Genomic DNA, 21008 nt, shown 5'->3' on the forward strand with positions numbered 1-21008 from the left:
GTCCGTCATCGCGACCTCGCGACCTCAGGGCTCCGTGATGAAGCCCTTCTTCACCATCCACTCGAACGCGACGTCGGCGGGCTCACGTCCCTCGACGTCCACCTGGCGGTTGAGTTCCTGGAGCACCGCGTCGGTGAGCTCCGGCGAGATCTGGTCGAAGACGCCCTCGAGCTGCGGGTACTCCTCCAGCGTCGAGGTCGACAGCACCGGGGCGACGTTGTACGCCGGGAAGAACCCGCGGTCGTCCTCGAGGACGCTCAGCCCGAGGGACTTGATGCGGCCGTCGGTGGTGAAGACCTCGCCGAAGTTGCACGTGCCGCGGTCGGTCGCCGTGTAGACGGTTCCGGTGTCGAGGATGTCGACCGCGTCCTTCGCCACCGCGCTGTCGCCGGAGCCACCGAGATCGAGGCCGTACTTCTCGAGCATCGGCTTGAAGCCGTCCGCGCGGGAGTTGAACTCGGACTCGACGCAGAACGTGCGCTCGTCGGCGGGCAGCTCCGCGATCTGCGACAGCTTCGTGATGCCGCCGAGGTCCTCGACCGCTTCCTCCCGCACCGCGAACGCGTAGGTGTTGTTCATCGGCGCCGGGGCGAGCCAGGTGAGGCCGTTGCCGGCGTCCTCGTCCTTGACCGCCTGCCACTGCTCGGTCTTGTCCGGGATGCCCTCCTTGTGGGCCATGAAGGTCAGCCACGCGGTGCCGGTGTACTCGTACGTCATGTCGGCGTCGTGCGAGGTCATGAGCTGCCGGACGGCGACCGACCCGGGCACGTTCGTCTCGTCGGTGACGTCGAAGCCGGCTGCCGAGGCGGCGAGGACCGCGATCTTCCCGAGGACGAGCTGCTCGGTGAAGTTCTTCGACGTGACCGTGAGCGGGGCGTCCTCGGGCAGGCTGTCGATCCGCTCGATCGTGCCCGGCGCCGCCGCCGGGACGAAGGACGCGGCGGGCTGCAGTCCGCAGCCGGCCAGGAGGCTCGTGGTGACGCCCGCCAGGGCGGCGGCGGTCAGCAGGCGGCGGGGTCGCGGGCTGCGGGTGCGTGCCGTGCGGGTCATCGGAGTCCCTTCGGTCGGGCGAACGTCTCGACGATGCGGCCGAGCCAGTCGATGGACAGGGCGAGCAGGGCGATGAGGAGCGCGCCGGAGACGAGCACCTTCGGCAGGAACAGGTTCACGCCCGTGGTGATGAGCAGCCCGAGGCCACCGGCACCGATGAACGTCGCGAGGGCGGCCGAGCCGACCAGGAGCACGAGCGCGGTGCGGATGCCGGCGAGCATGACGGGCACGGCGAGCGGCAGTTCGACCTTGAGCAGGACGGAAGCCGCGCTCATGCCCATGCCCCGGCCAGCCTCGACGAGTCGGGCGTCGACGCTCTCGATGCCGATGATCGTGTTCCGCAGCACGGGCAGGATCGCGTAGAGGACGAGCGCGACGACGGCGGCCCAGAACGTGAACCCGAGCCAGAAGGCCAGGAGCACGACGAGCCCGACGGCGGGGGCGGCCTGACCGAAGTTCGCGACCGCCAGGATCGCCCCGCTCGCCTTGCGCAGCGGTCCGCGGGTCAGCGCGACGCCGAGCGGGATGGCGACGACGAGCACGATGACGGTCGACACGACGGTCAGCAGGACGTGCTGCCAGGCCAGGTCGAGCAGCCCGGAGGGGTTGAGGGTACTGCGCTCGGTCGCGGTCAGGTCCGCGTTGGCGAGCCAGACCGCGAACGCGGCGAGGACGACGAGGATCACGACCGGCTGGATGACCAGCCCGCGCCAGCTCGTCCGCTCCCCGGTCGCCGGGGACGCGGTGACGACGTCGCTCACCGGTCGTCCCGGCCGTCGGACGGGACGGAGTCCGCGTCGAACGAGTCGTCGGCGGACCCGGCGGGCTCGTCCCCGAGGTCGGCGGCCGCGCTGCTCGGCATCGCCTGGAGGGGGTTCGTGTTCGTCCCGACCGGGGTGTACGCCTGGTCCTCGGCGGCCGCGGCGCGGGTACGGGTGATCGCGTCCATGACCGTCTCGACCGTGATGACGCCCTGGAAGGCGTCCCGGCGACCGGTCACGAGCGCGGCCCCGGCGCTCGAGACGAGCATGGTGTCGAGCGCGTCGTTCAGGGTGGACGCCTCGGAGACGACGGGCAGGTCCGCCTCGATGCCCTCCGGGATCCGGTCGAGGCGCTCGAGCTGGCGGCGCGACGGCCACCCGATCGGCCGCTGCCGCCGGTCGACGACCACGGCGTGCCCGTGGCCGCCGGCCTCGCGCATGCGCTGCAGGACGGCCTCGGCCTGCTCGCCCGGCGAGCACGTCACGGCGTCGGCCAGCCCGACCTCGCGGACACGGGTGAGCGTGAGCTGCTTGAGCCCGGCACCCGACCCGATGAAGTTCTCCACGAACTCGTTCGCGGGCTCGGCGAGGATGCGCTCCGGGGAGTCGTACTGCACGATGTGCGCGCCTTCGGAGAACACGACGATCCAGTCGCCGAGCTTCACGGCCTCGTCGAAGTCGTGCGTGACGATGACGATCGTCTTGTGCAGTTCGGCCTGGATGCGGATGAGCTCGTCCTGCAGGCGCTGCCGGGTGATCGGGTCGACGGCGCCGAAGGGCTCGTCCATGAGCAGGACGGGCGGGTCCGCGGCGAGCGCACGGGCGACGCCGACGCGCTGCTGCTGACCGCCGGAGAGCTCCCGCGGGTAGCGGTCGCGGTAGGTGTCCGGGTCGAGCGAGACGAGGTCGAGGAGCTCGTCGACGCGGGCGGCGATCTTCTCCTTCGACCAGCCGAGCATCTTCGGCACGACGGCGATGTTCGCCGCGACGGTCATGTGCGGGAACAGCCCGCCGGCCTGGATGACGTAGCCCATCCGGCGGCGCAGCTCGTCGCCGTCGATCTTCGTCACGTCGTCGTCGCCGACGACGATGCGGCCCTCGGTCGGCTCGATGAGGCGGTTGATCATCTTCAGCGTGGTCGTCTTGCCGCAGCCGGAGGGGCCGACGAGCATGACGATCTTGCCGGCCGGGATCTCGAGCGTGATGCCGTCGACCGCGGGCTTCGCCTGGCCCGGGTACCGCTTCGTGACCTGGTCGAGCAGGATGCTCCGGCCGGTGACGTCGGTGTCGGGCGCGGTGGTCGGGGAGTCAGTGCTGGACACGGATACCTCTCGAGGTGGTCAGGCGGCCGAGGCCGAGGAGCAGGAGGTCGAGGACCAGGGCGAGCAGCACGACGCCCACGGTCCCGACGATCACGGAGTTGAGGGAGTTCGCGCCGCCGAGACGGGAGAGCCCGGAGAAGATGAAGCTGCCGAGTCCCGGGCCGAGCGCGTACGCGGCCACGGCGGCGACGCCCATCACCATCTGCGCGGAGACCCGCACGCCGGTGAGGATGATCGGCCACGCCATCGGCAGTTCGACCTGCACGAGGGTGCGGAAGCGGCTCATCCCGATGCCGCGGGCCGACTCGACGACGGCCGGCGGGATCTCGTTGAGCCCGACGACCGCGTTCCGGAGGATCGGCAGCGCGGCGAAGAACGTCACGGTGACGACGGACGGCACGACGCCGAACCCGAGCGGCACGAGCAGCAGGCCGATGACGGCGAAGGAGGGCAGGGTCAGCCCGATCGTGGACACCTCGTTCGCGGCGGACCGCAGACCGGGGATCCGGTAGACGAGCGCCGCGAGGACCACGGCGATGACGGTCGCGAGCACGACGCACTGGACCACCAGCGAGAAGTGCTGCCAGGACGAGAACCAGATCTGGTCCCATCGCTCGGCGATGTACTGGAACACCGGTTCTCCGCTCCCTCCGGTCGGCTGTCCGCCCCACGGAACGGGGTACGGACTGCCCCAAGCTACGCAGGTCGTGGACGTCGAACCGGCGGGCCGGCGACCGTTCCTGGGTGGACACCCATGGATCGCGCGAGGAGAACCCCTGATGAGGGCACAGCTGTACCGGGGACCCTGGGAGAACGGTAACGATCGGGCGGGACGGTCGGCTACAGGCCGGATCCGCGCCTGCCGGCCTCTGCCCGGAGCGCGACCGACCGCAGGGCCACCCGTGCCTGTTCGTGCACGGCGACGCGCTCGGCCGTGAGGAGCAGGCCGGCGACCTGTTCGGCGGTCCGGTCACCACCGTCGTTCCACCGGGTGAGGTCTCGCACGCGGGCCATCCGGACGTCCGGAGCGGGACACCATGTCACCGGGGACCCCTCGGGCACGGCGAGCGCGTGCCACACCAGGTCGAGCGAACGCTGCACCGACTGGGCGTGCACGGCGTGGGGGCCGCCGGCCGCGTCGACGACGGCACCGACCAGGCAGGCTCCGACGAGCGGTCGGCCGACGACCTCGATGGCGGCGGCGCTCGAGGCGGTCCGGGTGCGTCCGCGGTCGTCGAGGTAGGCGAACCACGCGTGCTGGACCCAGCCGCGCTCCACGACGGCCCGAGCGTCCGACAGCACGCGCTGCAGGTCCACCAGTTCGGCCTGCTCCGCCTCGAGCCGCCGCAGTCGTGCGGCGGTCCGTCGGGCGGCGAGGTGGTCGAGGACCCGCCGCAACCGGCCGCGCCGGTCGGGGACGGCTCGGGAGGAGGGAGCGGCGTCGGTGGCGACGTCGTGCTGGACGCGGAACTCGAGGGTCATGAGGCCCCTCCCGATCTTCACGTGCACGGATGATGTGGGGAGACGGTAACCCTGCACCCGCGGCGGCGGTAGCCCCCACCGGACGGTCGTGCGCGAACCGGAGGGCCGTGCCGTCAGTCGTCGAGCACGGCGTCGATGGCCCGCCGTGCGACCGCGCGGAACGTCGCCTCGTCGCTCACGGCGAGCGCCGAGGCGATCGACACCGCCCAGCCTCGCGCCCGGCCCCAGGTGTGCGGGTCGAGGCTGCCGTCCTGGGCGGTGACGTGGCGTCGGAACTCGGTACGGGCCTCCCGGTCGAACGTGAGCCAGGCGGTGGCGAGGTCGACCGCCGGATCCCCCGCGGTCACGTCGCCGAAGTCGACGACGGCGGACAGCCGGTCGCCGGTCGGGCCGGGCGCGACGAGCAGGTTGAACGGGTGCAGGTCGCCGTGCACCCAGACGGGAGGCCCGGCGTGCTCGGGCAGGTCCGCCGCGGTCCGCCAGGCGGCCGCGAGCTCGACCGCGCGTGGGACGGGGTGTGCCGCGAGCCGCGCGGCGACCGCCTCGGTCCTGGTGTGCAGCGGGACGGCCCGCACCGGGTTGACCGGTGCGTCCGCCGGCGCCGGGACGTGCAGCGCGGCGACGAACGCGGCGAGCGTCCCGGCGACGGACGGGCTGCCGGTCCGGGCGCCGACGGGCACGCCGGGGAACCACGGCACGACGCTCCACGACCACGGGAAGCCGGAGCCGGGTCGACCGGTGCGGACGGGGACCGGGACGGGGACGACCCCGCCGACGAGACGGGCGAGCCCGGGGAGCCACCGCTGCTCGTGCTCGACCAGCGTGGCCGCGGCGGCCCGCCGGGGCAGCCGGACGGCGAGGTCGGGGCCGAGCCGGAGGAGGACGTTGTCCCAGCCGTTCGCGACGACGGTGAGTGGTCGGTCGGCGAGGTCCGGGTGTTGGTCGGCCAGCAGCGCCCGGACGAGCGGGACGTCGACGTCGACCTCGGCTTCGGGCGTGGGCACGTCGCGATGCTAGCCCGGCGGTCGTCCGGGTTCGTGTCGTACCGTGCCGCCATGCATGCTTGGCGGGAGCCCGCGCGGTGGGCCAGGACCGGACGGTGGCTGCTGGTGCCGATCGCCGTGCTCGACTGGTTCGCCCTCGTGCCGCAGGTGGTGTTCGTGGTGGCGTTCTCGATCGCCGTCGTGGGGCTGGTCGGGATGGGTGCGGCGCTCGTCGTCCGCGCGCTCGGACGGCGGCGCGGCACGATGGCGGCGCTCGGGGTCCTCATGCTCCTCGGTGGCCTGGCGATGTTCGGGCTCGACCCGTTCCCGGGATCCGTGCCGTTCCTCGACCCGTGGTGGCCGGAGGTCCTGACGCAGCCGCAGCACGTCGGGAGCGCCTACTGGCAGCTCGCGGCCCTCGGCGTCGTCCTGACCGGCTTCGGGCTGCTCGCGACCCTGCTCGTGGCCGCGTTCACCGACGGGCCGCGCCGCACCGTCCGCTGAGGCATCCGGGCGCGCTGGCCGGTCCGTGTGCACGGGTCGCTCCGGGCGCACGGGATCGCGTGCCGTCAGGCGGTCGGCTGCTCCGCGGTCCCCCGGCGCGTGACGACGACGAGCGTCACGTCCGTCGGTGGGTCCTCGTCCCCGAGCAGTCCGCGGACCCGGTCGACCAGGGCCGCCGTGTCCGCCGCACCGGCGACCGCCGCAGCGACCTCGTCGAGGGTCGCGAACCCGGGCAGCGTCGTCAGGCCGTCCGAGGACACGACGAGCCGGTCACCGACGGCGAGGTCCAGCGCCACCACCGGGTGCTCCTCCGCCGCACCGCCGACCCCGAGCGGGAGCGCGGACGGGAGCGCCCGGTGCGTTCCGTCCGACCGGACGAGCAGTGCGGTCCCGAGCCCGGCCTCCACCAGGTCGACGTGGCCCGACGTCGGGTCGAGCCGGGCGTGTACGAGCCGGGCGACCGCGTCCGCGACCCGCAGGTCGGGGGCGACCTGGGCCTCCAGGCCGGGCAGTGCGGACGCGAGCGGTTCGTCCACCCGCGCGACGAGTGCCCCGCGGACGGTCGCCGCGAGCAGCGCGGAGGCCGCACCGCCGGTCGCGACGGTGCCGACCGTGACCGCGAGGGTCCCGTCCGCCGCGACCCGCCAGTCGGCGACGTCACCGCCGCCGTCCGGACGTCGTGCCGTCACCGTCGCGAGCTCGAGTCCGGGGACCGCCACCGGGTCGGGCACCAGGCCGGTCCGGACCCGTCCGAGACGGTCGCGCTCGAGTGCGTGGCCGAGCTCACGCTCCGCCCAGTGCGCCAGATCGCGCAGCAGCGCGAGGTCCTCGTCGGAGAACGCGCGCGGCTGCGCGTCCATGATGCAGAGCGTCCCGACGCGGGTCCCGTCGTCCATCGACAGCGGCGCACCCGCGTAGAACCGGATGCCGTGCTCGGCCACGGCAGCGGTGTGGGCGAACCGCTCGTCGAGGGTCGTGTCCGGGATCACCATCGGCGCCGGGGTGAGCACGGTGGTGGCGCAGAACTGCTCACTCGCGGGCACGCTCGACCCCTGGTTCCACCCGAAGGTCGACTGCGTCGTGACGAGGTCGTGGTGGACGAGGTTGAGGAACGTCAGCGGCACGCCGAACGCCTCGTGCGTCATCCGGGTGATCCGGTCGAAGCGTTCCTCGGGCCCGGCACCGAGGACGCCGAGCGCCTCGACCAGTGCCGTGCGGTGCTCGGCGTCCTGCGGTGTGCTCACACGCCCTGTCTACGCGCTCCCTCGTCCGTGAACCAGTCCCTCGGGTGGGGGTCGGCGGTGAGCTGCCGACGTGGCCCGGTCGGTGCCGCCCACTGTGCGGCGTTCGCCAGCACCCGCTGGATGTCCGGGTGGTGGTACACCGGGTACTCCTGGTCGCCGGGCGAGAAGTAGAACACCTTGCCGAGGCCGCGGCGGTAGGCGACCCCCGAGCGGAAGACCTCGCCGCCGGCGAACGTCGACAGGAAGACCTCCTCGTCGGGGCGCGGGATGTCGAAGTACTCGCCGTACATCTCCTGGCGGTCGATGACGATCGGGTGCGGGACCCCGGCGGCGATCGGGTGGTCGGGCGCGATCGTCCAGACGAGTTCCCGCTCCCCGTCGTTCCGCCACTTCAGCGAGCACGTCGTGCCCATCAGCCGGGTGAACGGCTTCGAGTAGTGGCCGGAGTGCAGCACCACGAGCCCCATGCCGGCGTGCACGTGGCGGACGACGCGCTCGACGACCTCGTCCGCGACCTGGTCGTGGGCGATGTGCCCCCACCAGAACAGGACGTCCGTGTCGGCCAGCCGCTCCTCGGACAGGCCGTGCTCCGGCTCCTGCAGCGTGGCGGTCGTGACGGTGTGCGTCGACGCGTGCTGGCCGTGGGCCGGGTGCGAGCCGTCGGCGCCGTGCGCGCCGGGGGCGAGTCGGGCCTCCAGGCCGGCGGCGACGACCGCGTGGATGCCGTCCGGGTAGTGCTCGCGGACCGTCTCGTCGCCGCGGGTCTCGTGGACGTTCTCGTTCCAGACGACGATGTTCACCGGACGACCTCCACTTCGTGCCCGGCCTGCGCCGACGCGTAGATCGCGTCCACCACGCGGCTGCGGTGCAGGGCGAACTCGCCGTGGTGCCCGTCGTGCAGACCGGAGCGGATGGTGGCGAGGAACTCCTCGATGACGCGCTGGTGGTGACCCGCGGGGACCTGCACGCCCGGGCGGGTGACCGTCGGGACGCCCTGCTCGTCGGAGTACAGGGTCACGGTGCCCTCGGTGGCGTAGTCGCGGACGAACAGCCGCGCGCCGCCGGTCGAGCCGAGCAGCTCGACCTCGATGTCCTCGACGTCCTTCGAGTAGCTCGCCCACGACGCCTGCAGGAGCAGACTGGCGCCGTTCTCGAAGCGGAGCAGGGCGCTGGCGAAGTCCTCGACGTCGAACGGGCGGCCCGTGGCCGCGGACACCGGGTCGCGGTCGCTCCCGCCCCGACCGGCACGGCCGAGCTCGTTGTACGTCACGGCGCTGGCGGTCACCACGCGGGGCTCGCCCATGAGGTGCAGGGCGATGTCGAGCACGTGCGAGCCGAGGTCGATGAGCGGACCACCGCCCGCGGTCTCCTTGTTGACGAACCAGCTGCGGATGCCCGGGATGCCGGCGCGGCGCATCCAGCTCGCGCGGGCGTGGTAGACGTCCCCGATCGGGCCGGTGCCCGGCTCGGCGAGGGCGCCGTCGTCGGTGGTGTCGACGGCGGTACCGGCGGTCTGCCCGCCACGCAGGTGCGTCGCGAGGAACTGCACGTCGGCACGGCGACGGTGGTTGTAGGCGACCTCGAGGACGCGGTCGTTGCGGACGGCCGCGTCGACCATCTCCTGCGCCTGCTGACCGGTCGTGGCGAGGGGCTTCTCGCAGAACACGTGCTTGCCGGACTCGAGCGCGGCGATCGCGATCGGGTGGTGGAGGCTGTTCGGCACGCCGATCGAGACGATGTCCAGGTCGTCGCGGGCCACGAGGTCCTGCCAGTCGGCGTACGCGTTCGGGACGCCCCGGCTGGTCGCGAGTTCGCGGAGCCGTTCGGGTTCCTGTCCGGCGAGGGCGATCACCTCCACGCCGGGGAGTGCGGTGAAGGCGTCGAGGTGCGTGGTCCCGGCGAAACCGAGGCCGACCACCCCCACGCGCAGCGTCTTCGATGCATCAGTCGTCTGCGACATGCCTCCACGCTACCGAGATTCCGGTCGAATCGATACGACGAGCTCGTGCTGGTCTTTCCTGACCGTTTGGCCTACTTTTTGATCACATCCGCGCAGGCGTCGACACCAGGGGGTGCCGATCAGCGTCCGCGCCGAGGACAGGGGCTCGTCCGATGCAGCACCGCACCATCACCACCGCCGCACTCGCGGCCGTCATCGCTCTCGCCGTGCCGACGAACGCGTGGGCATCGCCGCACGGCGGTCACCATCATCCGGCACCGACCAGCTCGACCGTGACGTACACGGCGAGCGACGCGGTCATCCCGAACCCCTCCCGCGGGTTCGACCACACCACCGCGACGCACTACCGCGCCGACGGCAGCGGGTACACCCCGCTCGACGCCGCCACGCTCCGTGGCTACCGGTCGGAGGGCGTCACGCAGATCGTCCGGGTGTTCTACATGGAGGCGTTCGCCGACCAGCGACGGCTCAGCCCGGCCTGGCTCCGCCTGGTGCAGCGCGACTACGACACCGCCCGCGCGGCCGGCGTGGGCGTGATCACCCGGTTCGCCTACGTGCAGGGCGGCGACTACCCGTACTCGGCACCGTACGGTGACGCCGACCTGCCCACCGTGCTCGCGCACATCGAGCAGCTCACGCCGACCCTCCGCCGGAACGCGGACGTCATCCCCACGCTGCAGGAGGGGTTCATCGGCCTCTGGGGCGAGGGCTACTACACGGACCACTTCGCCAGTGATCCGGCGAACCCCGGCGTGCTGACGGAGGCGGACAAGGACGCCAGGCGCCAGGTCGTGGAGGCCGAGCTCGCCGCACTGCCGTCGAGCCGCTCCATCCAGGTGCGCACCATGCAGATGAAGCAGGACGCCCTCCGCACGCCGTCCGGCACCGCCGGCGCGCTCACTCCCGCCCAGGCGCACGACGGTTCCGCGGCGTCGCGCATCGGCCACCACAACGACTGCTTCCTCGCCTCGCCGGACGACTTCGGCACGTTCCTGACCGATCCGCTGTCGCTCGACCAGGACTACCTGGCCGCTGAGTCGCGGTACGTCCCGGTCGGTGGCGAGACCTGCGCGGTGAACGCCCCGCGGTCGGAGTACCCGTCCGCCTCGGCCGAGATGGCGAAGTACCACTACAGCTACCTGAACCTCGACTACAACCAGGACGTCCTGGCGTCGTGGGGCGATGCGGGCATGACGGACGCCGCGAAGAAGCTCGGCTACCGGTTCACGATGACGTCGAGCACCGTGACCTCCGGGAAGCACGCGTCGGTGTCGGTGTCGGTCCGCAACGACGGCTGGGCTGCGCCGTACAACCCCCGTCCGGTGCAGCTCGTGCTGACGAACGGCCACCGCCGCGTGACCGTCCCCGTCCGTGCGGATGCGTCGTCCTGGCAGCCCGGGACGACCGCGACGGTCACCGCCTCGCTCGCGCGGGTCCCGTCCGGTACCTGGCGGGTGGCACTGGCACTGCCCGCTCCGGAGCGGTCGATCGCACGGAACCCGGACTTCGCGATCCAGACCGCCAACGTCGGCACGTGGAAGGCCGGCACCGGTGTGAACGACCTCCAGCAGGTCGTCTCCGTCCGACGCTGACCAGGACCCACACGACGCCCCGGCCGACCACGGTCGGGGCGTCGTGCTGTCCCTCAGCGGAGTCCGCCACGATGGTCGGCATGACGCCTCGATCCCTGTTCCGCGGCCTCGCGATCGCGGAACTCGTGACCTGGACGATGCTCCTGGTGGGCATGCTGCTGAAGTACGGCCTCGGCGCCGGGGACTGGCCGGTCCGCGTCGGCGGCGGCGTGCACGGCTTCGTGTTCCTCGCCTACCTCGTCGCCACGACCGTCGTCGCCGTCAACCAGCGCTGGTCGTTCGGCGCCACGGCCCTCGGGTGGCTCAGCTCGGTCGTGCCGTACACGACGCTGCCGTTCGAGGTCGCGGTCGCCCGGCGCGGCATGCTCGACGGCGCGTGGCGTCGCGGGCCGTCGGCCGGGGAACGACAGGGGCCGCTCGACCGGCTGCTGTTCCTCGTGGTGCGGCACCCGGTGCTCGCGGCCGTGGTCGGCGTCGTGCTCGTCGCGGCCGTGTTCGGCGTGCTGCTCGTGCTCGGTCCGCCGGTGCCGTCCCGCTGACGGCAGCCCGCCGGCCGGCTCGCGCGCAGGACCGGTCGCACGCGGGACGGGGTCGCGAAAGCGACCGGGTCACGAAAGCGACAGTTGTGCGCGGAAGGATCCCCGCGGACTGTCGCTTCCGCGTCGGAGTCCGCGTCGGGCCGCACCGGGTCAGCGGACCCGCCGAGCGCGGACGGACGGGAGGCCCGGTGCCAGCCGGCACCGGGCCTCCCGTCCGCGTGGAACCGCGCCTACAGGCTCGCGAGCGCCGCGTTCAGCGTCGCCGACGGGCGCATGACCGCACTCGTCTTGGCGTCGTCGGGCCGGTAGTACCCGCCGATGTCCGCCGGGTGGCCCTGCACCTCGACGAGTTCGTGGACGATCGTGTCCTCCTGCTCGGCGAGGGTCGTGGCGAGGCCCTGGAACGCCGCAGCGAGCTCGGCGTCCTCGGTCTGCGCGGCGAGCTCCTCGGCCCAGTACTTCGCCAGGTAGAAGTGGCTGCCGCGGTTGTCGATCGAGCCGAGCTTGCGGCCGGGCGACTTGTCCTCGTCGAGGAACGTCCCGGTGGCGCGGTCGAGCGTGTCCGCGAGGACCTTCGCCCGGGCGTTGCCGGTCACCCCGGCGAGGTGCTCGAGGCTGACGGCGAGCGCGAGGAACTCCCCGAGGCTGTCCCAGCGCAGGTAGTTCTGCTGCACGAGCTGCTGCACGTGCTTCGGCGCGGACCCGCCGGCACCGGTCTCGAACAGTCCGCCACCGCCGAGGAGCGGGACGACCGAGAGCATCTTGGCCGAGGTGCCGAGCTCCATGATCGGGAACAGGTCGGTCAGGTAGTCGCGGAGCACGTTGCCCGTGACCGAGATCGTGTCCTCGCCGCGGCGGATGCGCTCGAGCGAGAACCGCATCGCGTCCTCGGGCGACAGGACCTCGATCTGCAGGCCGTCGGTGTCGTGCTCCTGCAGGTACGTCCGGACGAGGCCGATCAGCGCGGCGTCGTGCGCGCGGGTCTCGTCGAGCCAGAACACCGCGGGCGAGCCGGTGGCGCGGGCACGGGTGACCGCGAGCTTCACCCAGTCACGCACGGCGACGTCCTTGGTCTGGCAGGCGCGCCAGATGTCACCCTGCTCGACGTCGTGCTCGAGGACGGTTTCGCCGGCCGCGTTCGTGACGCGGACCACACCGGCGCCCGGGAGCTCGAAGGTCTTGTCGTGGGAGCCGTACTCCTCCGCCTTGAGCGCCATGAGACCGACGTTCGGCACCGAGCCCATGGTGGCGGGGTCGAACGCGCCGTTCGCGCGGCAGTCCTCGATCACGGCCTGGTAGATGCCGGCGTAGCTCGAGTCCGGGATGACGGCGACGGTGTCGTGCTCCTCGCCGTCCGGGCCCCACATGTGGCCGGAGGTGCGGATCATCGCGGGCATGGAGGCGTCCACGATGACGTCGCTCGGGACGTGCAGGTTCGTGATGCCCTTGTCCGAGTCGACCATGGCGAGGTCGGGGCCGGCGTCGATGCCGTCCTGGAACGCCTGCTTGATCTCGGCGCCGTTCGGCAGGGCGTCGAGCCCGGCGAGGATCGAGCCGAGGCCGTCGTTCGGGGTGAGCCCGGCCGCGGCGAGGTCTGCGCCGTAGCGGGCGAAGACGTCGGGGAAGAACGCGCGGATCACGTGCCCGAAGATGATCGGGTCGGAGACCTTCATCATCGTGGCCTTGAGGTGCACCGAGAACAGGACGTCCTCGTCCGCGGCACGCTGGATCTGCTTCCGCAGGAACGCCTCGAGCGCGGCGACGTGCAGCACGGTGCCGTCGACGACCTCTCCGGCGAGCACCGGGATCGGCTGGCCGAGCGTCTGCTCGGTGCCGTCCTGTGCGACGAACGTGATGGTCAGGGTGTCCTCGGCCGGGGCGACCCAGGTCTTCTCGTTCGACCGGAAGTCGTCGACGCCCATCGTGACGACGTTCGTCTTCGAGTCGGCACGCCACGCACCCATGCGGTGCGGGTGCTTGCGGGCGTAGTTCTTGACCGACAGCGGGGCCCGGCGGTCCGAGTTCCCCTCGCGCAGCACCGGGTTCACGGCGCTGCCCTTGACGCGGTCGTACCGGGCGCGGGCGTCGCGCTCGTCGTCCGTGGTCGGCTCGTCCGGGTAGTCCGGCAGGTCGTAGCCCTGCGCCTGGAGCTCCGCGATCGCGACCTTGAGCTGCGGGATCGACGCCGAGATGTTCGGCAGCTTGATGATGTTGGCCTCGGGCGTCCCGGCCAGCTCTCCGAGCTCGGCCAGGGCGTCGTCCAGGCGCTGCTCGTCGGTGAGCCGCTCCGGGAACTGGGCGATGATCCGTCCCGAGAGCGAGATGTCGCGGGTCTCGACCTCGACACCCGCGGTCTTCGCGAAGGACGCGATGACGGGCAGGAAGGAGTGGGTCGCGAGGAACGGGGCCTCGTCGGTGAGCGTGTAGATGATCTTGGCCATGCTGGCGGGTACTCCCTTGTTCGCGCGGTCCGTGCCCCCCACGCTACTCGCGGCGCGAGATGTCTCGACTTCAAGACACCGACGCTGGGGAAACTGTCGGCCAGGCGCCCGCCTGTGGACGGCGGCCGTGCCGGCGGAGGCGCCACGGGCCTCCCGGTCGTCAGACCGTCAGACGGAAGACCCGCAGCCCGGCGGTGCGCAGCCCGGCGGTCCCGAGCCGGGTCCGCAGGTTGCGGAACGGCCGCCGGAAGCCGGACACCGCCGTGGCCGCTCCGAGCTGGTGCAGGACCTCCGCCGTGAGGGCGCGCTCGAGCTTCGGCACCAGCCGGGTCCGGCCCGACACGGTGATGACGATGCGCACGGCAGTGGGTCGGAGCAACGGGGCGAGCCGTTCGGCGGTCTCCTGCGCGCGGAGGAACGCGGGGTCGTCACCGGAGCGACGGATCGCGATGACCGCCAGCTCGGCGTCCGCCTCGCCGTCGAGGTCCGGCACGTCGTCGACGCCGACCACCCGCATGCGCGCCGCGTCCACCCCGGCGCGGACGGCCGCCGACCGGAGGACGGGGAGGAGGTCCTGGGTACCGGCGAGCACGACCTCCGCCGACCGCAGGTCGATGGGTTCGTGCCGCTCCCGCGGCGATCGGGCCATGAGGGGTCCTCTCCGTCGCTTCCCCCGACCCTACTGACGGACCGGCCGGGAGGCCCGGATCGCCCGTGTCCGCCGGGTCGACTCCCAGCGGGGCCCGGCTGCCACCCCACCGCGCCGGGGACCACCGATGACGCTGCAGGGTGACGGAAGAGGGGCTGTACAAGCGGACAGCTTCGTGCAGAATGGGCTGCGGCCATGACTCCCCCTGACGCAGACCACCCCAGCAGCACGCCCGTCGTGCACCTGACCCGCCGTGCTGCCCTCGCCGCCGAGCGGGCCGCGCGGGCCCGGCAGACCGAGCAGGTCGAGCAGGTCGAGCAGGTCGAGCAGGTCGAGCAGGTCGAGCGCACCGTGCCAGCCGAGCGGACGGTGTCGGACGAGCAGGCGACGGGCGCTGCGCAGACCGAGCGGCCGCACGTCGCCGCTCCCGCGTCGGAGCACCACGCCGACACCCGCATCCGCCGGGTTCCGCGTCGGCAGGTCGCACTCGCGCCGCGTCGGACAGCCGCGGTCGCCGCCCCGACCCCCCGGAGCCCCCGTCGCGCCGCCCGGGCGAGCAGCCTCACGGTGACGAGCGCCGTCGCCGCCCTCGTCATGTTCGGCGCCTCCGCCATGCCCGCGCACGCCGGCACCGGTCCCTCCGTCGCGACCTCGACGCTCGCGCCGACCGTGACCACCCAGGACTTCGCCGTCACCCAGGTCGCCCTGGCGAGCACGAGCCGCGACGGTTTCACGGTCGGTGGTGGCGTCGCCGCGGCCGACGCGAAGCCCGGGGCCTCGGTGACGTACGGCGGCGCGGTCCGCTCGCCGTTCCCCGGTCCCGTGCGGATGAGCTCCGGCTTCGGGTACCGCACGGCTCCCTGTGGCGCGTGCTCGTCGTTGCACCAGGGCCTCGACTTCAACCCCGGCATGGGTGCGCCGATCGGGGCGGTTGCCGCCGGGACGGTCCGGGTCTCGGGCGTGTACTTCTCGTACGGCGAGACCGTCATCATCGACCACGTCGTGGACGGTCGGAAGGTCTCGACCCTCTACGGGCACATGATCCCCGGCTCCTCCCCGCTGCAGGTCGGCGACCGCGTCGAGCCCGGCCAGTTCATCGGCAGCGTCGGCTCCTCCGGCGTCTCGACCGGGGCACACCTGCACCTCGAGGTCCTGATGGACGGCACGCTCCCCATCGACCCGGCAGCGTGGATCGCCGCGCACACCGGGCAGCCGCTCTAGATCCCGTCCCGTCCCCTGTCGGGCTGCCACGACCACGGCGGACAGCGACGGCACAGCCGCCCCGCGGCACCGTCCCAGTCTCCCTGTGCATGATCACAGGATGGACGATCACCACAGACCGCCCGCCCACCCGACGTCGCCGCAGGCGTCCCACTCCGCGCAGCCCCGCTGATGGGCGCCGACACCTGGATCGCCTTCCCACTCGTCGTCCTCTTCGTGCTCGTCGGTGGTGTGTTCGCCGCCGCCGAGATCGCCCTCGTCTCGCTCCGCGAATCCCAGCTGCAGCAGCTCGAACGCCGCGGGTCCCGGGGTGCACGCGTCGCCGCGCTCGGCCGTGACCCGAACCGCTTCCTGTCCGCGGTCCAGATCGGCGTCACCGTCGCCGGGTTCTTCTCGGCCGCCTACGGTGCCGCGTCGATCGCGCCCGACGTCGCCCCGCTCCTCACCGGGCTCGGGCTCGAGCAGGGCGCTGCCGAGGCCGTCGCCCTCGTCGCGATGACCCTCGTCATCGCCTACCTCTCGCTCGTGTTCGGTGAACTCGTGCCGAAGCGGCTGGCCCTCCAGCGCGCCGAGGGGTTCTCGATGCTCGTCGCACCGACGCTCGACCGGTTCGCCGTGCTCATGCGCCCCGTGATCTGGGTGCTGTCGACGTCGACGAACGCCGTCGTCCGACTCCTCGGCGGCGACCCCGACGCCCGCAGCGAGTCGATGAGCACCGAGGAACTCCGCGGCCTCGTGACCGACCACGACGCGATCGACGCGCAGGGTCGCCGGATCGCCCGCAGCGCCCTCGACGCCGGGGACCGCATCCTCCGCGAGTCCATGCGGCCCTGGTTCGACGTCGACGTCCTCGACGCGGGCCTGCCGCTCGCCCGGGCGACGGACCAGGCGATCGACCGCGGCCACACGCGGTACCTCGTCACCGGCGGGTCCCGGGACGACGTCGTCGGGTTCGTGCACCTCCGGGACCTCCTGCGACCGACCGACCCCGCCGCGGCCGTCGCGACCGTGGTCCGCCCGGTGCTGGCGATGCCCGAGACGAAGTCGCTGACCGGGGCGATCGCGGACATGCGCGCCGACGGCCACCAGATCGCGCTCGTCGTCGACGAGTACGGCGGCAGCGCCGGCATGGTCACGCTCGAGGCGCTGCTCGAGGACCTGGTGGGGACCATCCGCGACGAGTACGACGACCGCACCCCGATCCGCCACGACGAGGTCGACGGGGCACTCGTCCTCGAGGACCTCGCGGCCGACGGCGGCCCCGCCCTGCCCGACGGGGACTACGAGACCGTCGGCGGCCTGGTGCAGGTCGCCCTCGACCGTGTCCCGCGCGTCGGCGACGTGGTCGAGGTGGCCGGACACCGGCTCGAGGTCACCGCCATGGCCGGTCACCGCGTCTCCCGCGTGCGGATCAGCGCCGTCCCCGTCGCGGCGGCCGCCGAGGCCGCGCGGTGACCAGCGCCGGACGGGAGGCTCGACACCGACCGGAGTCGGGCCTCCCGTCCGGCGGTCACCGCGTCGCGCCGCCGTGGCCGGCACCGGCGGTACCCGCACCGGTCCCGGCTCCGCCCCGTAGCCTGGCGTCATGGGTATCGACGTCCGCAACGAGATCCGCGACTTCCTCTCCAGCCGGCGAGCGCGCCTCACCCCCGAGCAGGCCGGTATGCCGTCCTTCGGCGGGGGCACCCGCCGCGTCCCGGGCCTCCGTCGTCACGAGGTCGCGATGCTCGCCGGTGTCAGCGTCGACTACTACACGCGGCTCGAACGCGGCACCCTGAAGGGCGTCTCGGAGGGCGTGCTCGACGGTCTCGCCACCGCGCTCCAGCTCGACGAGGCCGAGCGCGCCCACCTGGCCGACCTCGCCCGCCTCGCGAACGCGGGCGTGAAGAGCACCCACCGCGCCGTGCCCACGTCGGTCCGCCCCGCGGTGCAGCGACTCCTCGACGCGATCACCGGGGCACCCGCCTGGATCCGCAACGAGCGGCTCGACATCGTCGCGACGAACACCCTCGGCCGCGCGCTCTACGCGCCCGTCTTCGCCGGGACCGGACGTCCGGTCAACACCGCCCGGTTCGCGTTCCTCGACCCGGCCGCCCGCGACTTCTTCCCGCGCTGGGAACAGACCGCCCGCGACGCCGTCGCCGTGCTGCGGACGACGGCGGCCTCGAACCCCTGCGAGCCGGGCCTGATGACCCTGGTCGGCGAGCTGTCGGTGAAGAGCGAGGAGTTCCGGACGTGGTGGGCCGAGCACGACGTGCACGTGCACCGCTCCGGCCGGAAGCACCTGCACCACCCGATCGTCGGCGACCTCGAGCTGTCGTTCGAGGCGCTCGACCTCGTCGCGGACCCCGGGCTCACGGTGTTCACCTACGGAGCCGACCCCGGGTCGGAGTCCGAGCGCTCCCTCTCCCTGCTCGGCACGTGGGCGGCCACCGAGCTCGCCGAGCAGCGGGCGGCGTCACGGTCGTCCGAGTCGGTCGACTGAGGCTCCGCCTCCGACCGGTCGCGGCGCGGGTCCGCCGCCGTAGGCTGACGGCGTGACGAGGACTGCGGACGGATCGGCCGGGGACGCCGACTACGGCACCATCGGCGACGGGTACACCCGGTACCGCCGGCCGGAACCGTCGTTCGAACGAGCGATCCGGTCGGCACTCGGGCAGGCCCGCACCGTGCTGAACGTCGGAGCGGGTGCCGGGTCGTACGAGCCGCGGGACCGCGAGGTCACCGCCGTCGAGCCATCCGCCACCATGCGGGCGCAGCGTCCGGGTGACCTGCCGGAGGCAGTGGACGCGTCCGCCGAGGACCTGCCCTTCGCCGACGACGCCTTCGACGCGGCGATGGCGACGTTCTCCGTGCACCAGTGGTCCGACCTCGACCGCGGCCTCGCCGAGGTGCGGCGCGTCACCCGGGGCCCGGTCGTCCTGCTCACCTGCGACCCCACGCGCGTCGAGGACCTCTGGCTGGCCGAGTACGCCCCCGAGGTGATGGCGACCGAGGCCCGCCGCTACCCGTCCCTGGACCGCATCACCGCTGCCCTCGGCGGCGACGTCACGACCACGCGCCTGCCGATCCCGTTCACGTGCGTCGACGGGTTCTCGGAGGCGTACTACGGCCGACCGGAACGGCTCCTCGACCCGGGCGCCCGCAAGGCGAACTCGGCGTGGGCGTTCGTCGACGAGATGACGGCGGCGCGCTCGGTCAACGCGCTCCGCACCGCGATCGAGGACGGTTCGTGGGACGCCCGGCACGGCCGTCTCCGGGTGCAGCCGTCCTACGAGGGGTCGCTGGTGCTCGTCGTCGCGCGACCGTAGGGTGGAGGACGTGAGCACCCGTTCCGAGGAGGTCGTCGGCGCCAGCGCCGGCATCAGGGCCTGACGCCCCCGCCGTGTCGTCCGACACGGCGCCGTCGTCGACCCCTCTGAACGACCGCACCGCTGACGCACGACACTGCGCCGGTGCCAGAACGACAGGCTCACCATGCTCCCGATCACCCCGGAGGCCGTCCGTGCCTCCTTCGTCAACGCCTCCCGTCGCGAACTCGCCGACATGACCGTCCCCGACCTCGACGCCGTCGTGTGGGACGACCTGACCTTCCTCGGGTGGCGTGACCCGAAGACCGCCCGCCGCGCCTACGTCGTCGTCCCGACGCTCGACGGCGACCTCGTCGGCATCCTGTTCCGGCAGGCCGAGGCCTCGCCCAGGTCCCGGGCCCAGTGCTCGTGGTGCCAGGACGTGAAGCTGCCGAACGACGTCGTCTTCTACGCCGCGAAGCGCTCGGGGTCGTCCGGCCGGAAGGGCAACACGGTCGGCACCCTGGTCTGCCAGGACTTCCAGTGCTCGCGCAACGTCCGGACGACCCCGCCGCCGGCGTACGAGGGCTACGACGTCGAGGCCGCGCGCCTCCGGCGGATGGAGGACCTGCAGCTGCGCGTCGCGGCCTTCGCAGCCGAGGTCTGACGCGCGTCCAGCGGCACGCAGGACGCACCGTGGGCGGCAGCGTGCAGCGCGAACGCATTGCACGGTGCCGCCCACGGTGCGGGTTGCGGGAGGGTCAGCGCCCGATGCTCGACATGTCGGGGTAACGGTCCCCGGTCGGCAGCGGCAGCGCCGACAGGCGCTCGACCTGGTCGGCCGACAGCGTGACGTCGGCCGCGCCGACGTTCTCCTCGAGCCGGGTGACGCGCTTCGTGCCCGGGATCGGGACGATGTCGTCGCCCTGCGCGAGCAGCCACGCGAGGGCGACCTGGGCGGGGGTGCCGCCGACCTCGTCCGCGATGCCCCTCACCGCGTCGACGATCCGCATGTTCGCCGCGAAGGCCTCCTCCTGGAAGCGCGGGTTCGCCGAACGGAAGTCGTCCTCGCCGAGGTCGGACGGCTTCGTGATCGCGCCGGTGAGGAACCCGCGGCCGAGCGGCGAGTACGGCACGAGGCCGATCGCGAGCTCGCGCAGGGTGTCGAGCACGTCGCCCTCGGGGTCGCGCGTCCACAGCGAGTACTCGCTCTGCAGCGCGGTGATCGGGTGCACGGCGTGGGCCTTGCGGATCGTCGCGGCAGAGGCCTCGGACAGCCCGATGTGGCGGATCTTGCCCTCCTGCACGAAGCCGGCGAGCTGCCCGATGACGTCCTCGATCGGGACGGCCGGGTCGACGCGGTGCTGGTAGTACAGGTCGATGTGGTCGGTGCCGAGGCGGCGGAGCGACCCCTCGAGGGCGACCCGGACGGACTCGGGGGCGCTGGAGATCGCCCGGGTCTGGGTCGGCGTCTGCTCGTCGGCCTCGTGGTGGTAGAGCCCGAACTTCGTGGCGATGACGACGTCGTCGCGACGGCCCTTGAGGGCTTCGGCGAGGAGTTCCTCGTTCGTGTACGGGCCGTACGCCTCGGCGGTGTCGAAGAGCGTGACGCCGAGGTCGATCGCGCGCTGGATGGTCCGGATCGACTCGGCGTCGTCGGAGCCGGCGCCGGAGTAGAAGGCGCTCATACCCATGGTGCCGAGGCCGATCGCGCCGACCTGGAGGTCGGAGAGGGAGCGTGTCTGCATGCGTGGTCCTTTCATCAGGTCCGTTGTCTGCAGGTTCCGGTGTACTCGCCCGGGTCGTCGTGGAGGGAGGCCCTGACCGTGCCCGTCTGCCGGGAATGCACCGCGGAGCGGGAAGCGGCGGCGGGGAGCGGGAAACGGCAAGGTCGAGGCGGGCGACGGCACCGTCGTGGTGGGGAACCTCCAACCTCCTCGCGCCGCGGCCCCGGTGGTGGTCGGATCGAC

The 21008-nt window shown here is 72.7% G+C and carries 20 protein-coding genes; 8 read left to right on the plus strand and 12 right to left on the minus strand.

Annotated elements, in window-relative coordinates:
• Positions 1–24 precede the first annotated feature (24 nt).
• The 6 genes from DEI95_RS04695 to DEI95_RS04720 all read right to left on the minus strand — a co-directional run bounded on the left by DEI95_RS04695 (position 25) and on the right by DEI95_RS04720 (position 5619).
• Positions 25–1050, minus strand: a complete 1026-nt coding sequence (locus DEI95_RS04695) for a glycine betaine ABC transporter substrate-binding protein (protein WP_110889353.1) — start codon at positions 1048–1050, stop codon at positions 25–27.
• A complete protein-coding gene (locus tag DEI95_RS04700) occupies positions 1047–1811 on the minus strand; it encodes an ABC transporter permease (protein WP_110824353.1) in 765 nt (254 codons plus the stop codon). Before DEI95_RS04700 ends, DEI95_RS04695 begins: the two co-directional genes overlap by 4 nt.
• Complete coding sequence (locus DEI95_RS04705; RefSeq protein ID WP_110889355.1) at positions 1808–3133, minus strand: ABC transporter ATP-binding protein; 1326 nt, start codon at positions 3131–3133, stop codon at positions 1808–1810. The genes DEI95_RS04700 and DEI95_RS04705 overlap by 4 nt, the downstream gene beginning before the upstream one ends.
• Positions 3120–3767, minus strand: a complete 648-nt coding sequence (locus DEI95_RS04710) for an ABC transporter permease (protein ID WP_110824355.1) — start codon at positions 3765–3767, stop codon at positions 3120–3122. The genes DEI95_RS04705 and DEI95_RS04710 overlap by 14 nt, the downstream gene beginning before the upstream one ends.
• A gap of 206 nt (positions 3768–3973) precedes the next feature.
• Positions 3974–4636 (minus strand): hypothetical protein, encoded by a 663-nt coding sequence (locus DEI95_RS04715; protein WP_146243590.1) that lies wholly within the window; start codon positions 4634–4636, stop codon positions 3974–3976.
• 92 nt (positions 4637–4728) lie between these two features.
• Entirely contained in the window at positions 4729–5619 is an 891-nt protein-coding gene (locus tag DEI95_RS04720) for an aminoglycoside phosphotransferase family protein (protein ID WP_111059520.1), read from the minus strand.
• A gap of 51 nt (positions 5620–5670) precedes the next feature.
• On the opposite strand from DEI95_RS04720, the gene DEI95_RS04725 reads away from it, so the two are divergent.
• Positions 5671–6102, plus strand: a complete 432-nt coding sequence (locus DEI95_RS04725; protein WP_146232822.1) for a hypothetical protein — start codon at positions 5671–5673, stop codon at positions 6100–6102.
• Positions 6103–6167: 65 nt separating this feature from the next.
• On the opposite strand, the gene DEI95_RS04730 is transcribed toward DEI95_RS04725, so the two are convergent.
• The 3 genes from DEI95_RS04730 to DEI95_RS04740 are packed head-to-tail and all read right to left on the minus strand — an operon-like array spanning position 6168 to position 9306.
• Complete coding sequence (locus DEI95_RS04730) at positions 6168–7346, minus strand: GAF domain-containing protein (RefSeq protein WP_111059521.1); 1179 nt, start codon at positions 7344–7346, stop codon at positions 6168–6170.
• The gene (locus tag DEI95_RS04735; protein WP_111059522.1) at positions 7343–8146 is read right to left on the minus strand and encodes a ThuA domain-containing protein; all 804 of its coding nucleotides are present in this window, start codon (positions 8144–8146) and stop codon (positions 7343–7345) included. The genes DEI95_RS04730 and DEI95_RS04735 overlap by 4 nt, the downstream gene beginning before the upstream one ends.
• Complete coding sequence (locus DEI95_RS04740) at positions 8143–9306, minus strand: Gfo/Idh/MocA family protein (protein ID WP_111059523.1); 1164 nt, start codon at positions 9304–9306, stop codon at positions 8143–8145. Before DEI95_RS04740 ends, DEI95_RS04735 begins: the two co-directional genes overlap by 4 nt.
• Positions 9307–9458: 152 nt before the next feature.
• Between DEI95_RS04740 and DEI95_RS04745 the strand changes: the two genes are divergently transcribed.
• Both DEI95_RS04745 and DEI95_RS04750 read left to right on the plus strand, forming a co-directional pair.
• The gene (locus tag DEI95_RS04745) at positions 9459–10898 is read left to right on the plus strand and encodes a DUF4832 domain-containing protein (RefSeq protein WP_111059524.1); all 1440 of its coding nucleotides are present in this window, start codon (positions 9459–9461) and stop codon (positions 10896–10898) included.
• Positions 10899–10978: 80 nt separating this feature from the next.
• A complete protein-coding gene (locus tag DEI95_RS04750; RefSeq protein WP_110824363.1) occupies positions 10979–11437 on the plus strand; it encodes a DUF3817 domain-containing protein in 459 nt (152 codons plus the stop codon).
• Positions 11438–11667: 230 nt separating this feature from the next.
• Here DEI95_RS04750 and DEI95_RS04755 read toward each other — a convergent pair whose 3' ends face one another.
• Together DEI95_RS04755 and DEI95_RS04760 are read right to left on the minus strand one after the other, a co-directional pair.
• Entirely contained in the window at positions 11668–13878 is a 2211-nt protein-coding gene (locus DEI95_RS04755; RefSeq protein WP_110824364.1) for an NADP-dependent isocitrate dehydrogenase, read from the minus strand.
• A 160-nt stretch (positions 13879–14038) separates the two neighbouring features.
• The gene (locus tag DEI95_RS04760) at positions 14039–14527 is read right to left on the minus strand and encodes a hypothetical protein (RefSeq protein ID WP_110824365.1); all 489 of its coding nucleotides are present in this window, start codon (positions 14525–14527) and stop codon (positions 14039–14041) included.
• A 195-nt stretch (positions 14528–14722) separates the two neighbouring features.
• Between DEI95_RS04760 and DEI95_RS04765 the strand changes: the two genes are divergently transcribed.
• The 5 genes from DEI95_RS04765 (at position 14723) to DEI95_RS04785 (ending at position 19705) form a co-directional block, all read left to right on the plus strand.
• The gene (locus DEI95_RS04765; RefSeq protein WP_111059525.1) at positions 14723–15748 is read left to right on the plus strand and encodes a M23 family metallopeptidase; all 1026 of its coding nucleotides are present in this window, start codon (positions 14723–14725) and stop codon (positions 15746–15748) included.
• Positions 15749–15919: 171 nt separating this feature from the next.
• The gene (locus DEI95_RS04770; protein WP_111059526.1) at positions 15920–17203 is read left to right on the plus strand and encodes a hemolysin family protein; all 1284 of its coding nucleotides are present in this window, start codon (positions 15920–15922) and stop codon (positions 17201–17203) included.
• A 130-nt stretch (positions 17204–17333) separates the two neighbouring features.
• On the plus strand, positions 17334–18233 hold the full coding sequence (locus DEI95_RS04775) for a helix-turn-helix transcriptional regulator (protein WP_111059527.1): 900 nt from the start codon (positions 17334–17336) through the stop codon (positions 18231–18233).
• Between the two features lie 52 nt (positions 18234–18285).
• Positions 18286–19059, plus strand: coding sequence for a class I SAM-dependent methyltransferase (locus DEI95_RS04780; protein ID WP_111059528.1), 774 nt, complete (start codon positions 18286–18288; stop codon positions 19057–19059).
• Between the two features lie 166 nt (positions 19060–19225).
• Entirely contained in the window at positions 19226–19705 is a 480-nt protein-coding gene (locus DEI95_RS04785; protein ID WP_110900328.1) for an FBP domain-containing protein, read from the plus strand.
• A gap of 94 nt (positions 19706–19799) precedes the next feature.
• Here the strand turns inward: DEI95_RS04785 and DEI95_RS04790 are convergent, their stop codons facing one another.
• Complete coding sequence (locus DEI95_RS04790; RefSeq protein ID WP_111059529.1) at positions 19800–20786, minus strand: aldo/keto reductase; 987 nt, start codon at positions 20784–20786, stop codon at positions 19800–19802.
• Between the last annotated feature and the right edge of the window lie 222 nt (positions 20787–21008).

This window comes from Curtobacterium sp. MCBD17_008 (assembly GCF_003234475.1).
Lineage (GTDB): Bacteria > Actinomycetota > Actinomycetes > Actinomycetales > Microbacteriaceae > Curtobacterium.

What these genes read in the sequence shown, in the direction of transcription:
- DEI95_RS04695 (WP_110889353.1), bottom strand. Translation starts at nt 1,050, where the DNA reads ATGACCCGCACGGCACGCACCCGCAGCCCGCGACCCCGCCGCCTGCTG.
- DEI95_RS04725 (WP_146232822.1), top strand. Translation starts at nt 5,671, where the DNA reads ATGCATGCTTGGCGGGAGCCCGCGCGGTGGGCCAGGACCGGACGGTGG.
- DEI95_RS04740 (WP_111059523.1), bottom strand. Translation starts at nt 9,306, where the DNA reads ATGTCGCAGACGACTGATGCATCGAAGACGCTGCGCGTGGGGGTGGTC.
- DEI95_RS04745 (WP_111059524.1), top strand. Translation starts at nt 9,459, where the DNA reads ATGCAGCACCGCACCATCACCACCGCCGCACTCGCGGCCGTCATCGCT.
- DEI95_RS04750 (WP_110824363.1), top strand. Translation starts at nt 10,979, where the DNA reads ATGACGCCTCGATCCCTGTTCCGCGGCCTCGCGATCGCGGAACTCGTG.
- DEI95_RS04755 (WP_110824364.1), bottom strand. Translation starts at nt 13,878, where the DNA reads ATGGCCAAGATCATCTACACGCTCACCGACGAGGCCCCGTTCCTCGCG.
- DEI95_RS04760 (WP_110824365.1), bottom strand. Translation starts at nt 14,527, where the DNA reads ATGGCCCGATCGCCGCGGGAGCGGCACGAACCCATCGACCTGCGGTCG.
- DEI95_RS04765 (WP_111059525.1), top strand. Translation starts at nt 14,723, where the DNA reads ATGACTCCCCCTGACGCAGACCACCCCAGCAGCACGCCCGTCGTGCAC.
- DEI95_RS04770 (WP_111059526.1), top strand. Translation starts at nt 15,920, where the DNA reads ATGGGCGCCGACACCTGGATCGCCTTCCCACTCGTCGTCCTCTTCGTG.
- DEI95_RS04775 (WP_111059527.1), top strand. Translation starts at nt 17,334, where the DNA reads ATGGGTATCGACGTCCGCAACGAGATCCGCGACTTCCTCTCCAGCCGG.
- DEI95_RS04785 (WP_110900328.1), top strand. Translation starts at nt 19,226, where the DNA reads ATGCTCCCGATCACCCCGGAGGCCGTCCGTGCCTCCTTCGTCAACGCC.
- DEI95_RS04790 (WP_111059529.1), bottom strand. Translation starts at nt 20,786, where the DNA reads ATGCAGACACGCTCCCTCTCCGACCTCCAGGTCGGCGCGATCGGCCTC.